The 14,024-nt window shown below is 67.0% G+C and carries 12 protein-coding genes; 9 read left to right on the top strand and 3 right to left on the bottom strand.

The window, feature by feature from the left end; all coding sequences use genetic code 11:
• The first annotated feature begins 70 nt into the window (after nucleotides 1-70).
• The 9 genes from THITHI_RS0103595 to THITHI_RS0103555 all read left to right on the top strand — a co-directional run bounded on the left by THITHI_RS0103595 (nucleotide 71) and on the right by THITHI_RS0103555 (nucleotide 7,742).
• Nucleotides 71-787 (top strand): succinate dehydrogenase/fumarate reductase iron-sulfur subunit, encoded by a 717-nt coding sequence (locus tag THITHI_RS0103595; RefSeq protein ID WP_018231711.1) that lies wholly within the window; start codon nucleotides 71-73, stop codon nucleotides 785-787.
• Entirely contained in the window at nucleotides 784-1,122 is a 339-nt protein-coding gene (locus THITHI_RS0103590; RefSeq protein ID WP_018231710.1) for a hypothetical protein, read from the top strand. Before THITHI_RS0103595 ends, THITHI_RS0103590 begins: the two co-directional genes overlap by 4 nt.
• Nucleotides 1,119-1,463, top strand: coding sequence for a hypothetical protein (locus THITHI_RS0103585; RefSeq protein ID WP_018231709.1), 345 nt, complete (start codon nucleotides 1,119-1,121; stop codon nucleotides 1,461-1,463). The genes THITHI_RS0103590 and THITHI_RS0103585 overlap by 4 nt, the downstream gene beginning before the upstream one ends.
• Nucleotides 1,453-2,184, top strand: coding sequence for a sulfite exporter TauE/SafE family protein (locus THITHI_RS0103580; RefSeq protein ID WP_018231708.1), 732 nt, complete (start codon nucleotides 1,453-1,455; stop codon nucleotides 2,182-2,184). Before THITHI_RS0103585 ends, THITHI_RS0103580 begins: the two co-directional genes overlap by 11 nt.
• 186 nt (nucleotides 2,185-2,370) lie before the next feature.
• A complete protein-coding gene (locus tag THITHI_RS0103575; protein ID WP_018231707.1) occupies nucleotides 2,371-3,246 on the top strand; it encodes a fumarate hydratase in 876 nt (291 codons plus the stop codon).
• A 10-nt stretch (nucleotides 3,247-3,256) separates the two neighbouring features.
• The gene (locus tag THITHI_RS0103570; protein WP_018231706.1) at nucleotides 3,257-3,871 is read left to right on the top strand and encodes a FumA C-terminus/TtdB family hydratase beta subunit; all 615 of its coding nucleotides are present in this window, start codon (nucleotides 3,257-3,259) and stop codon (nucleotides 3,869-3,871) included.
• Nucleotides 3,872-3,913: 42 nt separating this feature from the next.
• Complete coding sequence (locus THITHI_RS0103565) at nucleotides 3,914-5,644, top strand: L-aspartate oxidase (RefSeq protein WP_018231705.1); 1,731 nt, start codon at nucleotides 3,914-3,916, stop codon at nucleotides 5,642-5,644.
• Nucleotides 5,645-5,648: 4 nt separating this feature from the next.
• Entirely contained in the window at nucleotides 5,649-6,575 is a 927-nt protein-coding gene (locus THITHI_RS0103560; RefSeq protein WP_018231704.1) for a hydroxyacid dehydrogenase, read from the top strand.
• Between the two features lie 162 nt (nucleotides 6,576-6,737).
• Nucleotides 6,738-7,742 carry an Ldh family oxidoreductase gene (locus tag THITHI_RS0103555; RefSeq protein WP_018231703.1) on the top strand — a complete coding sequence of 335 codons (1,005 nt, stop codon included), beginning with the start codon at nucleotides 6,738-6,740 and terminating at the stop codon, nucleotides 7,740-7,742.
• A gap of 278 nt (nucleotides 7,743-8,020) precedes the next feature.
• Here the strand turns inward: THITHI_RS0103555 and THITHI_RS0103550 are convergent, their stop codons facing one another.
• Genes THITHI_RS0103550 through THITHI_RS0103540 form a run of 3 tightly spaced genes read right to left on the bottom strand, consistent with a single transcriptional unit; the run spans nucleotide 8,021 to nucleotide 14,003 of the window.
• A complete protein-coding gene (locus THITHI_RS0103550) occupies nucleotides 8,021-9,703 on the bottom strand; it encodes a TolC family protein (protein ID WP_018231702.1) in 1,683 nt (560 codons plus the stop codon).
• Entirely contained in the window at nucleotides 9,688-12,792 is a 3,105-nt protein-coding gene (locus THITHI_RS0103545) for an efflux RND transporter permease subunit (RefSeq protein WP_018231701.1), read from the bottom strand. The genes THITHI_RS0103550 and THITHI_RS0103545 overlap by 16 nt, the downstream gene beginning before the upstream one ends.
• The gene (locus tag THITHI_RS0103540; protein WP_018231700.1) at nucleotides 12,789-14,003 is read right to left on the bottom strand and encodes an efflux RND transporter periplasmic adaptor subunit; all 1,215 of its coding nucleotides are present in this window, start codon (nucleotides 14,001-14,003) and stop codon (nucleotides 12,789-12,791) included. The genes THITHI_RS0103545 and THITHI_RS0103540 overlap by 4 nt, the downstream gene beginning before the upstream one ends.
• Nucleotides 14,004-14,024: the final 21 nt, after the last annotated feature.

Genomic DNA, 14,024 nt, shown 5'->3' with positions numbered 1-14,024 from the left:
TGGCCCGTCATGTGGTCAGGCCGGCTGTTCTTGCGTGGCCCGTTCCAGTCACCATCCGGAGTCATTTTCCATGTCGGATATCCTGCAGGTCCGCGTGTGGCGGGGAGACGAGCAGGGCGAGTACCAGACATTCGAGGTGCCGCGGCTCGAGAGCCAGACCGTGCTGGATGTGGTGAGCCACATTCAGCGTCACATGGACCCCACGCTTGCGTACCGTTTCGCCTGCCGGGTGGGCATGTGCGGCTCCTGTGCCATGACCGTCAACGGCGTGGCCCGATGGACCTGCCGGACCCATGTCTCCAAGGTGGCAAAGGACGGCGCACTGGAACTGGCGCCCCTGGCGCACCTGCCGGTTGTCCGTGACCTGGTCACGGACATGTCGGCGTTTTTCGACAAGTGGGCGAGGGCGCGTGGGCAGTTCCATCCCACCGCCACCCGCGAGGACCCTTTCGCCCGGGTCAGGCCGGATTCCCCGGAACGCAGGAATGCCGATGCCGGCATCGAGTGCATCGGCTGCGGCGTGTGCTACGCGTCCTGCGACGTGGTGCAGTGGCGGCCCGATTACCTTGGCCCGGCCGCGCTCAATCGCGCCTGGACTCTGATCAACGATGAGCGTGACGGTGCCCGCAACGAGCGCCTGCGCGCCGTGGGAGACGACGCCGGCTGCCTCGCCTGCCATACCCATGTAAGTTGTACGGAACGCTGCCCGAAGCACATTTCCCCCACCGCCGGGATTGCCGGACTCAAACGCGCCGTCATGAAGGCGGCGCTGCGGGGTGATCTGTGAGAACCGGCACCCAGGCGCGATTGTGGGCGGCTCAGCGCATCAGCGCCATGGTGCTGGGCGTGTGCGTGTTCATTCACCTGGTGACCATCATCGTCGCCATGCGGGGTGACCTGTCGGCGGCCGCCATCCTGGAGCGTACCCAGGGCAACTGGCTCTGGTTCCTGTTCTACGTGGTGTTCCTTTTGGCGGTGGTCGTACACGCGCCAGTGGGCATGCGCGCCGTTCTGGATGAATGGCTGGGCCGGCGCGGTGCCTGGGTCGACATCCTGCTGGTGATTCTCGCGCTCGCCCTTGGCATCTGGGGCATGCGCGCCGTCTGGGGGGTGTTCGCATGAAGACCGACTGGCGTGCGCGCAATCATCCGGCCTGGTGGGCCTTCCTGGTGCATCGGATCTCGGGCATCGTGTTGACCCTGTTCCTGCCGTTCCATTTCTGGGTGCTGGGCATGGCGTTGAACGAGGCGGCACGCATGGATGAGTTTTTCGCCTGGGCCGACCGGCCTCTGGTGAAGTTTGCCGAAGCCGGCCTGGTGATTCTGCTGGCCGCCCACCTGACCGGCGGATTGCGTCTCATGGCGCTTGAGTTCCTCGCCTGGCGCGGGTGGCAGAAAGACCTGCTGGCAGTGGCCGCCGGACTGACGGTCATCGCCGGCGTGGTCTTTGCCTATGTGGTTTGAGTTGACGGTGCTGACCTTCGGGGCCTTCGCGGCCTCGCTGGCAGCCGGCGCCTCGGGCTTCGCCTTCGGGCTGGTGGGCATGGCCATCTGGCTGCATGCCATCTCCCCGGAACGGGCCGTGCCCCTGGTGATCCTTTGTTCGACGGTATTGAACCTCGCGCTCATCTGGCGGCTGTGGTCCTCCGTGGACATGAAGCGTCTGAATCCGTTCCTGATCGGCGCGGCGCTGGGGGTGCCCCTGGGCGTGGCGGCGCTGCGGCACGTGGATCCGGCCCTGATCCGCCAGACTGTGGGGGCGCTGCTGATCGTCTACAGTCTGTATATGCTCAGCCGGGCGGCGATGCCGGTGCTGCCGCTGTCCCGCCGCACGGGCAGGGTACTGGATGCCGGCGTCGGCGGGCTGGGTGGTTTCATGGGCGGCTCCACGAGCCTGAACGGGGTATTCCCCAGCCTCTGGTGCGGGCTTCGCGGCTGGAGCGCCCAGGAGCAGCGGGGGGTGTTCCAGCCCTACGTGCTGCTGGTTCATCTCTATACGCTGGCGTGGTTCGGCGGTACCGGCACACTCGGCAGGCAGACCCTCTACGACATCCTGTGGTGCGTGCCGTTCGTGGCCGCCGGCGGCTATATCGGCCTGCAGTTGTTTCAGCGCACCAGCGAGGCCGGATTCCGCCGATTGATGCTGGGGCTGTTCATCGTCTCCGGCGCCCTGCTGTTGATCTGACCGCAGGGTTGAAAAGGTGATCCGGTGCGTTCGGGCGCCCATGGGGCGCTCCATGAAGGCACCAGACCGCGAGACTGTCAGGACCCTGCGCGCCTGGCCGCATGCACGGCCGGTGCAGGGCGATTCACCGATGGGCCGTACGCCGGATGCGCCGGCGGGCCCCGAGAGAAAGATGGAGTCACACACATGAACATCGATCCGAATGCTGTGGAGGAGGCCGCGAGGGAACTCTACATCCGCGCCCTCAAGGTCCTTCCTCCCGATATCAAGGAAGGATTTGACCGGCTCAGCGAGCGGGAGACCTCCGATACCGGCAAGGCGGTGCTCGGCACGATGATCCAGAATATCGCCGTCGCCGAGGATACCGACAACCTGCTGTGCCAGGACACGGGCGTGCCCATCTACAATGTCATCGTCGGCCGCAACGTGCAGTTCGACGGGGCCATGCTGAAGGAAGCCATTCGCAGGGGTTGCGAGCGGGCCACCACGGAACATCCGCTGCGGTCCTCCGTGGTGCATCCCCTGACCCGGAAGAACAACCACACTTCCACGGGCGTGCGGGTGCCGGTGATCCATTTCGACTTTGACGACACCAGCGATGAACTGCGCCTGGAGATGATCCCCAAGGGCAGCGGCTCAGAGAACAATTCCTGGCTGCGCATGGCGATTCCGGCGGAAGGCATCGACGCGGTGAAGGCGTTCGTGGTCGATCGCGTGCTGGAAGCGGGCGGCAAGACCTGCCCGCCCACCATCGTGGGTGTGGGCGTGGGCGGCACCTCGGAACTGTGCGTGCACATGGCCAAGATGGCCGCCACCCGTCCGCTGGGCTCCCACTGCCAGGATCCCGAGGGGCGCAAGCTCGAGGAGGAACTCTCGGCGGTGGTCAACGAGCTGGGTGTGGGCGCCCAGGGTCTGGGCGGCGATTCGACGGCTTTTGCCGTGCACGTGGAACTGGCCGCGACCCACATCACCATGAATCCGGTGGCCGTCAACATGCAATGCCATTCCGCGCGCCGGGCCTCGGCCCGGTTCACGCCGGAAGGCGTTACCTACGGCTTCTAGGAGCACGCAAATGGCACATCACGACATCACAACCCCGGTCTCCGAGGAGACCATCCGCAGTTGGCGTGTGAACGACACGGTCACCCTCAACGGGACCCTGTTCGGGATCCGCGACGCCACCCAGATCCACATGTTCGACCGGGGGCGCACCACGCACTTTGACCTCAACGGCCACGCGGTCATCCACACCGCGCCCAACGTGCGCAAGGTGGAGAAGAGCGATGAGTATCCGGCCGGTTATGCACCGGTGTGCATCGGCACGACCACCAGCGCACGCATGGAACGCTTCACCCGACCGCTCATGGAGCAGTACGGGGTGCGCATGATCATCGGCAAGGGCGGACTGCTCAATGACTCGCTGCAGGCGTTCCAGGATCTGGGCGGCGTGTATCTCGCCATCGTGGGTGGAACCGCGGCGCTCGAGACCACCTGGGTGGAGGCCATCGAGGACGTGGATCTGGACGATCTCAACCCGGAGTCCCTGTGGAAGTTCCGCATCAAGGGATTCGGCCCGCTTCTTGTGGCCATGGACAGCACCGGCAACAGTCTCTACGACCATGTGCGCGAGGAAGGAGCCAAACGGCGTGACGCAGTGCTGGCGAGCCTGGGCGTCGCCTCCAGGTAGCCGCTGGTTCAAACCCATTCACTGTCACCGGAAGAGGGCTTCATGGACACCGTCAAGACCGACATCCTGATCCTGGGATCGGGCGGGGCAGGCCTGTTCGCCGCCCTGCACGCCAAGCGCGCCGCGCCGGACCTCAAGGTCACCGTGGCCGTAAAGGGCCTGCTGGGCAAGTGCGGCTGCACGCGCATGGTGCAGGGGGGCTACAACGTGGCCCTGGCGCCGGGCGATTCCATCGAGCGCCACTTCATGGACACCATCGAGGGCGGCAAGTGGCTGCCGGACCAGGATCTCGCCTGGAAGCTCGTCACCACCGCCGTCGAGCGGGTCCACGAACTCGAGAACGAGCTCGGTTGCTTCTTCGACCGGAATCCGGACGGTTCCCTGCACCAGAAGGCCTTTGCCGGGCAGACCTTTGACCGCACCGTGCACAAGGGCGATCTCACCGGCATCGAGATCATCAACCGCCTGGCCGAGCAGGTCTGGGCCAGGGATGTGGAGCGCATGGAGGAGCACCGGGCCGTTGCGATCGTCCCGGCGAAGGACGGCTCCGGCATCTCCGGCGTGCTCATGATCGACATGCGCAGCGGCGGTTTCCGGTTCGTGCAGGCCCGCGCCGTGCTGCTGGCCACCGGGGGTGGCCCCACCATGTACAAGTACCATACCCCCAGCGGCGACAAGAGCTGTGATGGCATGGCCATGGCATTGCGCGCCGGCCTGGCATTGCGGGACATGGAGATGGTGCAGTTCCATCCCACCGGCCTGCTGGCGGGGGACCATACGCGCATGACCGGGACCGTGCTGGAGGAGGGCCTGCGCGGTGCCGGCGGGCATCTGCTCAACGGCAACGGTGAGCGTTTCATGGAACAGTATGACGCGCGTGCCGAGCGTGCCACCCGCGACATCGTATCCCGGGGCATCTACAGCGAGATGCGCGCCGGCCGCACCACCCCCAACGGGGGCGTGCATATCCGCATGAGCCATCTGGGTCCTGACGATGTGCGCACAAGATTCAAGGGCATGGTGGAACGCTGTGCCGATTGCGGCTTTGACCTGGCCGGCGGACTGGTCGAAGTGGTGCCCACCGCGCACTACATGATGGGCGGCGTGACGTTCAATCCGGACTGCACCACGGCCATGCCCGGCCTGTTCGCCGCGGGCGAGGACACCGGCGGCGTGCACGGGGCCAACCGCCTGGGCGGAAACGGGGTGGCCAACTCCACCGTGTTCGGCGGGGTGGCGGGTGACAGCATGGCCGGGTGGGTGCCCCGGGAGGGCGCCTTCCGCGATCCGGACAATGCCGTGATCGAACAGGTGGTGGACGAATGCATGCGTCCCCTGGACAAGCCCATGAGCGATCTCACGCCCCTGCGGGAATCGCTCTTCGACATCATGTGGGACCGGGTGGGCATCATGCGCAACGAGGTGGACCTCAGGCGCGCCCTGGGCGAGTTGGATGACCTGGCGGGGAGCCTCGAAGAGGTCGGCGTCGGCAATGGCAGCCGGGCGTACAACGTGAGCTGGCACGACTGGATGAACCTGCGAAATCTCATCATGGTCAGCCGCACCATCGCCACGGCGGCCTTCAGGCGCGAGAACTCCCGCGGCGCCCACTACCGCGAAGATTTCACGGACGCCGGTGATCTCGGCAGCTCCGTATTCACCCAGATCCGATACCGGGATGAGCAGTTCATCATGGACACCGGGCAGGTGCGCTTTACACGGGTGGCGCCCGGTGAGTCCCTTCTGAATCCCGAAGAATCCACAGGAACCTGAAACAATGCCTCGTATCGTCATTACCGAGTTCATGGACACCGACGCGGTGGAATGGCTTTCCTCGCGTCTGGACACCCATTACGGGCCCACGCTGGTGGACGAGCCCGACAAGCTCGCGCCGCTGCTGGCCGATTGCGAAGCCCTCATCGTGCGCAACCGCACCCAGGTGCGCCCGGAACTGCTCGAGCAGGCCCCCGGACTGAAGGTGGTGGGCCGCCTGGGTGTGGGGCTGGACAACATCGATCAGCCCGCCTGCGCCGAGCGCGGCGTACAGGTGATTCCCGCCACCGGTGCCAATGCGCTGGCCGTGGCCGAGTACGTGATCTGCACCGCCATGATGCTGCTGCGCGGCGCCTACCTGTCCAGTGACCGGGTGGCCGCCGGCGAGTGGCCGCGACCCGCGCTCTCCAGGGGCCGTGAACTGGCCGGCAAGACACTGGGGCTTGCCGGTTTTGGCGGTATCGGTCAGCTCACAGCGAAGCTGGCCCGGGGCCTCGGCATGGAGACGGTGGCCTACGACCCGTATATCGAGGCCGATGCCCCCGTGCTCGCGCAGACCGGCACCCGGCTGCTGGACATGGACGGGCTGCTGGCCGAGTCCGACGTGATCTCCCTGCACATTCCGCTCACAGACGAGACCCGTAACCTGTTTGATGCAGAACGCATTGCCGCCATGCGCGGGGGGGCGGTGCTCATCAATTCGGCGCGAGGCGGTATCATCGACGAATTCGCCCTGGCCCGCGCGCTCAAGGACGGCCATCTGGCCGGCGCCGCGCTGGACGTGTTCGACAAGGAGCCCCTGGCGGCGGGCAGTGTGCTGGCCGATGTGCCCAATCTGGTGCTCACGCCCCATATCGCCGGCGTGACCGAGGAATCCAACACCCGGGTGAGCCGCCTGATCGCCGAGCGGGTGGCCGAAGCCCTGGGCTGATCCGCTCCCATTGGCGCACAGGCATGCAGAAAAAGACATCTGCCACAGAGGTCACAGAGGTCACAGAGAATAAAGACGGGAGAACCTTCGACGACCCAGGATCCCGTGCCTGCCTCTGTGCCCTCTGTGGCTCAATAATTGTAAGACACCCCGAGGAAGACCATGACACAGATCGCCCTTGATGAACTGACCGAACTGGTGACCCGCGCGTTCGAGAACTGCGGCGCCAACCCCGCCATGGCGGCCAGCGCTGCCCGCGCCCTCGTGGACGCCGATGCCCAGGGGCTTGCCTCCCACGGCGTCTCGCGCACGCCGCTCTACTGCGCCCATCTGAAGAACGGGCGAACGGACGGCTCGGCGGTACCGAAGGTGATCCGCGAACATGGTGGTGCCTGCCTGGTGGACGCCGCCTGCGGCATGGCCTATCCGGCCTGCGCGCTGGCCGTGCAGGAGGGTATTCACCGTGCCAGGGATCATGGTGTCGCATTCGTGGGTGTGACCAACAGCAACCACTTCGGCGCAGCGGCTCTGCACCTGCGTGCCGCCGCCGAGGCCGGCATGGTGGCGCTGGCCTTCGGCAATTCGCCGGCCGCCATTGCCCCCTGGGGCGGGCAGACGCCGCTGTTCGGCACCAACCCCATCGCCGCCGTGTTTCCGCGCCAGGACGGACTGCCACTGATGGTGGACCTGTCCCTGTCCCAGGTGGCCCGGGGCAAGATCATGGTGGCGGCCCAGAAGGGAGAGCCCATCCCCGAGGGCTGGGCCATGGACGCCGAAGGCAACCCCACCACGGATGCCCAGGCCGGCCTGTCCGGCAGCATGGCGCCGGCCGGCGGGGTGAAGGGCGCCATGCTGGCGCTGACGGTGGAACTCCTGTGCTGCGCATTGACCGGTGCCGCCTTCGGCTTCGAGGCGGATTCCTTCTTCAGCGACGAGGGCAACCAGCCGCGCATCGGCCAGGCGTTCCTGATCATTGACCCGGAGGCCCTTGCCGGCCGCCAGGTCTACCTGGAGCGCATGGAGACGCTGATCACGAAGATGCTCGAGGACGAGGGTGTCCGCCTGCCAGGCGCCCGTCGCTATCAGCTGGAACAGGCGGCTCGGGAGAATGGCGTGGAGGTCCCGGACGCGCTGATGGAAAAGATTCAGGCGCTTGCCAACGGCTGAGTGTATGGTGTGGGACAACGGCCCGGGATCCACACCTGTGCCGACACCTCGCATTGAACCGGAATCCCGTCACAGGACCCGGCCTCGGGATACAACCCGTCCGGAGTTTCGCCCATGCGCTCGCATTGCCGGTGGCGGGCGAACGGGGTTTGGGGCGGGCAGAATCGCCCGGAGGACCGGGCTCCTACGCGTGCCTTGATCCCCCTGTAGGAGCCCGGTCCTCCGGGCGAAAGGGGTGGCCACTCACTACGCCATGTCGATCACGTCTGACTGTCGGCTCAGAGCACCACCTCTTCATCCCCCGGTGCCGAGATGCCGCGCCGTATGAGCAGCGTGCCGCTGCGGCGGTAGAGGTCGGTGCGGGCCTGGCGGTGACGGATGATGGCCTCCACCTCTTCGAGCTGTCCCTCCAGCAGGTCCCGCTGCGCCTGGGCGAGGGCCAGGGCGGTGCCGGTGCCCACACGGAAACGCGCCTGCTCGGCGCGCAGGACCTCTTCTTGCAGTTCGCGCGTTACCCGGGTGGCGTTGATCTGTTCACGGGTACGTTCCGTTTCGAGCCATGCGGTCTGCACGTCCAGGGCCGTGAGTTGGGCGAGATTGGCCACTGCTTCCAGTGATTGCTGACGGGTCAGGCGTGCGCGCCGGGATTCGGCATGGGCGGCCCGGTTGCCGAAGGGCACCTCGAACCGCAGGCCGAGGCTGTAGTCATAGCCGGGGCCGTCCACGTCCCGCCAGGCGCGGCCGAAGGCATTGGCGTAGCCGGATTCGCCGAGGGTGATGAAAAGATCCAGGCGCGGCAGCAGACCTTGACGGGTGCGGATGACCTCCAGTTCGCCACGGCGCGCGCGGATGCGCGACTCGTTGAGCTCGGGTCGCAGCTGGCGTGCCAGCTGAACGTGCATACCGACCGGGTCCGGGGCGGCACCGGCCGCCTCGGGCACGTCCTCGAGCACGATCTCCGTGGTCCAGTCCGCGCCCGCCGGGTTGACCAGCCGCAGCAGGCGCATCCGTGCACCGGCCTTGCCGGCACGCGCATCGATAAGCCCCTGCCGGCGCAGGGCCACCTCCGCCAGGGCGGCCGTCTCTTCTGTCTCCGCACGCTGACCCACCGCAATGCGGCTGCGCGTCTCGTCCAGCTGCTGCTCGGCCACCGCCAGGGCCTCGGCGAAGATCTCCGTGCGGCGATCAGCCAGGACGTACTCCCAGTAGGCCTGTTCCACGTCCGCCACCAGGGCCTCGGCGAACCCGCGCAGTTCGTACTCCGAGGCAAGAGTGTCCAGCTCCGCCTGCCGCAGCCGGGCCATGTTGGATTCCACCCGGGCGCCGCGCAGCAGGGCCTGGGTAAGGGTCACCCCAGCCCGGGCGCTGAACTGCTGTTCCTCGATGCGGCTGGAATCGGTGCGCACGCTGCGCAGGCTCAGTTCCACCTGGGTGCCCGTGGGAAAGCGCTGACTGATGCCCCCTTCGAGAAAATCCCGCTCGGAAGAGATCAGGTCCACTTCCTCGACCTCCTCGAGCTGCCGTACCACGCGGTCCCGCCCGGTACCGGCCTCCGCGAAGAGGATCGGATCGAACACGGCGCGCTCCGTGGCCTCAAAGGTTCCCGCGATCAACGGACGCAACTGTTCCACGGACAGAGCGCGGTTGTGGCGCAGCGCCAGATACACCGCATTCTCCACCGAGATCTGCAGCGCCTCGGCGGACGGCGCACCGGGCTTCCAGTCCTCGGGCAGACCCAGGCGCAATCCGATACTCGGGTCGTCATCTCCGGTTGCCGCGCCGTCCGCATCCACCCGATGCGCCTGTGGATCCGCGTCCGATGTGTGCAGATCCACACCGCGCGTTTCCACCTGCGCGCGGCCCGCGTCACCGGGGCGCGTGTCCTCACCGGCCTGCTGTGCCGCGAGGGGCAGGGCCAGCATCGCCAGCGGGAGAATGAGGAAAGTCAGGTTGTGGCGCATGCAGCGGGTCCTTTGACTGTCCGGGTACGGTTGCCATGAAACAGGGTATACAGGGCCGGGATCAGAAACAGGGTGATGAGTGTGGAGCTGATCAGCCCGCCGATCACCGCCCTGGCCATGGGCGCCTGGGCCTCACCGCCTTCACCGATACCGATGGCCAGCGGGAGCAGCGCGAGAATCGTGGTCAGCGAGGTCATGAGGATGGGGCGCATGCGCCGGCGGGACGCTTCGCGCACTGCATCCGCGACCGCCCAGCCGTCACCGCGGTGCAGCCGGGCACTCTGATCAACCAGCAGGATCGCATTGTTCACGGCAATGCCCACCAGCATGATCACGCCGATCATGGACTGCACATTGATGGTGGAGCCGGTCACAAGCAGCAGGCTCACCACGCCGATGAGCGCCATCGGCACGGCCATCATCACGATCAGCGGATCGCGCAGGGATTCGTAGAGGCTCGCCATGACCATGTAAACCAGCGCAACGGCCATCATAAGTGCCACGGCGAGCTCCGAGAAGGCCCGCTCCTGTTCCTCGAAGTCGCCGGCGAAGAGCACGTCCACGTTGCGGGGCAGCGGGAGTTCCCCGATCCGTACGCGGGCATCGGTCACCACGGAGCCCAGATCCCGCCCCGCGATATTGGCGGATACGGTACTGATGCGTTGCTGTTCCTTGCGCTGGATCGTGGTGGGACCTTCGCCCAGTTCGAAGGTGATCAGGTTGCGCATGGCAACGGGCTCCCCGTCGCGGCCGGGCAGGGTGAGGCGAAGGATATCGTCCAGGGACAGGCGCTCGGCATCATCAAGCTGCACCCAGATTCGGGTCTCGGTGCCTCCCGCCCGGAATTCGCCGGCGCCGCCACCGCCCAGCGCCGTTTCCAGGGTGCGGGCGATCTGCGCGACACTCACGCCCAGATCCGCCGCCCGGGCCCGGTCGATGCGCACCATCTGCTGGGGCTGTGCTTCGTCGCGGCCCATGCGCACGTCGGTGATCCCCTCCACCGTGCGCAGTCGCGCCGCCACCTCCCGGGCGATGCCGTCCAGCTGCGTCAGATCAAATCCGCGCACCTCCACGGTGAGCCGTTCGCCTTCCTCTCCGCCGAGTCCGCGGAGGATCATTCCCTGACTGGCCCGAACCCGGATCGTTGTGCCCGGCATGCCCGAAAGATGGCGGCGCAGATCGGCGGCGATGGCCTCGCTGGAGCGGGAGCGTTCCGCCAGCGGCGCGAGGGCCAGCCGGATCCGGGCGGTTGCCGGCGATGTTGCCCATAATCCGGAAGTGCCCACGCTCACGACCGTGCTCCGTATCTCGGGGACCTGCTCCTGTACGATCTCCTCGATGCGCCGTACCTGGGCATCCATCACCTCCAGGCGTGTCCCGGGCGCCATCTCGATACCCACGCGCAGCTCGCCTTCGTCCGTGGGCGGCATGAACTCCGTGCCGAGCCGGGGGACGAGGGCCAGGGCGAGGACGAACAGACCCGCACTAAGCACGATGATGAACCAGCGCTGGCGCAGGTTGGCGTCCAGCGCCCGCAGGTAGCCGGACTCCAGTTCCTCCACCATCCGCCTCGCACCGGCCCCGAGGGCGGAGACGGGGCCGATCGTCTTGCGCGGGGTGATGGTGACCCGCCGGCCCATGAGCATGGGCACCAGGGTGAGTGCCACCAGCAGGGAACAGAAGAGAGAGAAGGCGACCACGAACGCCAGTTGCCTGAACAGGATGCCCGCCAGTTCCTGCGCAAAGAACATGGGCAGGAAGATGGCGAGCGTGGTCAGGGTGCTGGCGATGATGGCGGCAGACACATCCCCCGTGCCGTGCACCGCGGCCTCCGCCGGCTCCAGATCGTCTTCAGCCCGCCGGCGGGCGATGTTCTCGATCACCACGATGGCATTGTCCACCATCAGCCCGACGCCCAGGGCAAGCCCGCCCAGGGTCATCAGATTGAGGGTGAACCCGCCGAAATGAATGAGGCCGAAGGTGGCGATGACCGATACCGGGATGGCGGTGGCCGCCACCAGCGTGAAGCGCAGGTTGCGCAGGAAAAACAGCAGCACCAGCAGCGCCAGACTGCCGCCGTACAGGATGGAGCGGCTCACGTTCTCGATGGAACGCTCGATATAACGCGCATTATTGATGGGCACGGTGATGCCGAGCTGGGGAAAATCCGCGTTCAGGCGGTACACCTCCCGCTGCACGGCGCGCGCCACCTCCACGGTATTGGCGTCGGACTGCTTGCGCACGGCCAGGCGTACGCCCGGTTCCCCGTCAATGCGGATGATGCGCGTGATGCGCTGATGGGTGTCGCGCACCTGGGCTACCTGATGCAGGGTGATGGGCGCGCCCTCGCGCACCGCTACCACCGTGCCGCGAAGCTCCTCCAGGCTGGTGAACTCTCCCGGTGTGCGTACCCGCAGGTCCAGGCGACCGTGCGCGATGTCGCCTGCCGGCACATTGACGTTCGCGTCGCGCAATGCGGTCCGGATGTCCTCAAGGCTCAGCCCCAGGGCCTGGAGCCGCTCCGGAAAGGCCTCCACGCGGATCTCGCGTTCCAGGCCGCCCCAGACGTCCACAGCCGCCACGCCCGGTACCCGCTCCAGGCGCGGACGGATGCGGTCGTCGATGATCTCGCGCATCTCGATGGGGTCCAGGCGGCCCGAGACACCCAGCAGCATCACCGGGGACTGGGCGGTGTCGAACTTGCGTACCCTGGGGCGATCCGCGTTCTCGGGAAGGCGGTTGACGATGCGCTCCAGGCGGTCGCGCACGTCGTTCGTGGCCTCGTCCAGGTTGGCACCCCAGCCAAAGGAGATTCGCACGTTGCTGCTGCCTTCCGCGGAAGTTGACGTGATCTCCTGAACCCCGGGCACGGCCGCCACCGCCTCCTCGACCGGGCGGGTCACCAGTTGCTCCATCTCCTCGGGGCCGGCATTGGCGTAGCTGGTGGCCACGGTGATGGTGGGGTAAGTGATGTCGGGCAGCAGGTCGATGGGAAGTCGCGAAAGGGCCATCAGTCCAAGGGTCACCACGATCAGGGTGACCATGACGGTGAAGACCGGCCGCGGGACTGTAAACCGCGCCACGTTCATCGGCGGGCACCCTGAACATCCATCTGGTCGGTGTCCACCACCTGCACACGGCTGCTGTCACTGAGCATGTGGTGCCCGAGCGTCACCACCCGGCCCTCCAGTTCCGGTGTGCGGATCTCCACCCATGTGCCGTCGCGAATCCCGGTGCCCACCGGCACAAACCGGGCCCGCGCACCGTCTTCAGCATCCTGCAGACGGAACACGCCCGGCGCCCCGTCCCGCTCAACCAGGGCGTCCACCGGAACCACTGTGGCGTTTTCCACGTGACGGACCTGGATGCGGACCTCCACGAACATGCCCGGGCGCAGCCGCAGGTCCGGGTTCGGCACATTGATCTCCACCCGGGCTTGGCGCGAAGTTTCCCGGAACTCGGGTGCCAGCCGCGAAACGATCCCGTGGAAGTGTTCCCCCGGGTAGGCCTCCGTGGTGAGTGAGACGGTTTGCCCCGGCTGCAATTTCGCATAGTCGCGCTCGGTGACGAACACGACCGCCCGCAGCGGGTGCGGTTCCACCAGGGCCAGCAGCGGGCTGTTTGCCTGCAGGATGCTGCCTTCATCGGCGAAGCGCTCCGCCACCAGGCGCTCGGAATCATCCCCGTGCCAGACCGCCCGCAGCTCCGTGTAGGAGAAACGGATCTGGGCGCCCTGCAGGGCGGCCTCCCGCTGAGCGATCTGTGAGCGGGCCAGCTCCAGCCGCGCGGCCTGGGCCTGGACCTCGGTTTCGGCGGCATCCAGCTCGGACTGGGAAGCCACCCGCTGCTCCCGCAGCTCACGGGTGCGGGTCAGCGCGCGGCGTGCCGCTTCCAGGGATGCCTCGGCCTCGGACAGGCTCGCCCGTGCCACGGCCAGTTCCGCGCGGGCCTGTTGCAACTCCTGTTCGAACATGTCCGTCTCAAGGCTCGCGAGAAGGTCGCCTCGGCGCACCGTGTCGCCGATGTCCACGTGGAGTCGATCCAGCCGCCCCGTGACGCGGGGGGTGATCTCAACCCGGCTGGCCGCCGTCAGAGACCCCGTGAACCGGGCGATATCCCGTATGTCCCTGTTCTCGACCGGCGCGGCGGTCACGGCCACGACCCGGTCCCGGGCCCCCTGAACGGCCGCGGGGCCCGCAGGGGCGGAGGAGCGGCCGGGGTCATCACCGGGGGAGGTCCACCACCACAGGAGAGCGCCCGCAGCGACGATCAGGATCAGGGGGAGTGCCAGCTTTTTCATCGGGATTCGCTGTGTTCCGGC

The organism is Thioalkalivibrio thiocyanodenitrificans ARhD 1 (assembly GCF_000378965.1).
GTDB classification, from domain to species: Bacteria; Pseudomonadota; Gammaproteobacteria; order Ectothiorhodospirales; family Ectothiorhodospiraceae; genus Thioalkalivibrio_A; species Thioalkalivibrio_A thiocyanodenitrificans.
Note: the sequence above shows the minus strand (reverse complement) of the source record. Positions and strands in the feature narration are given on the sequence as shown.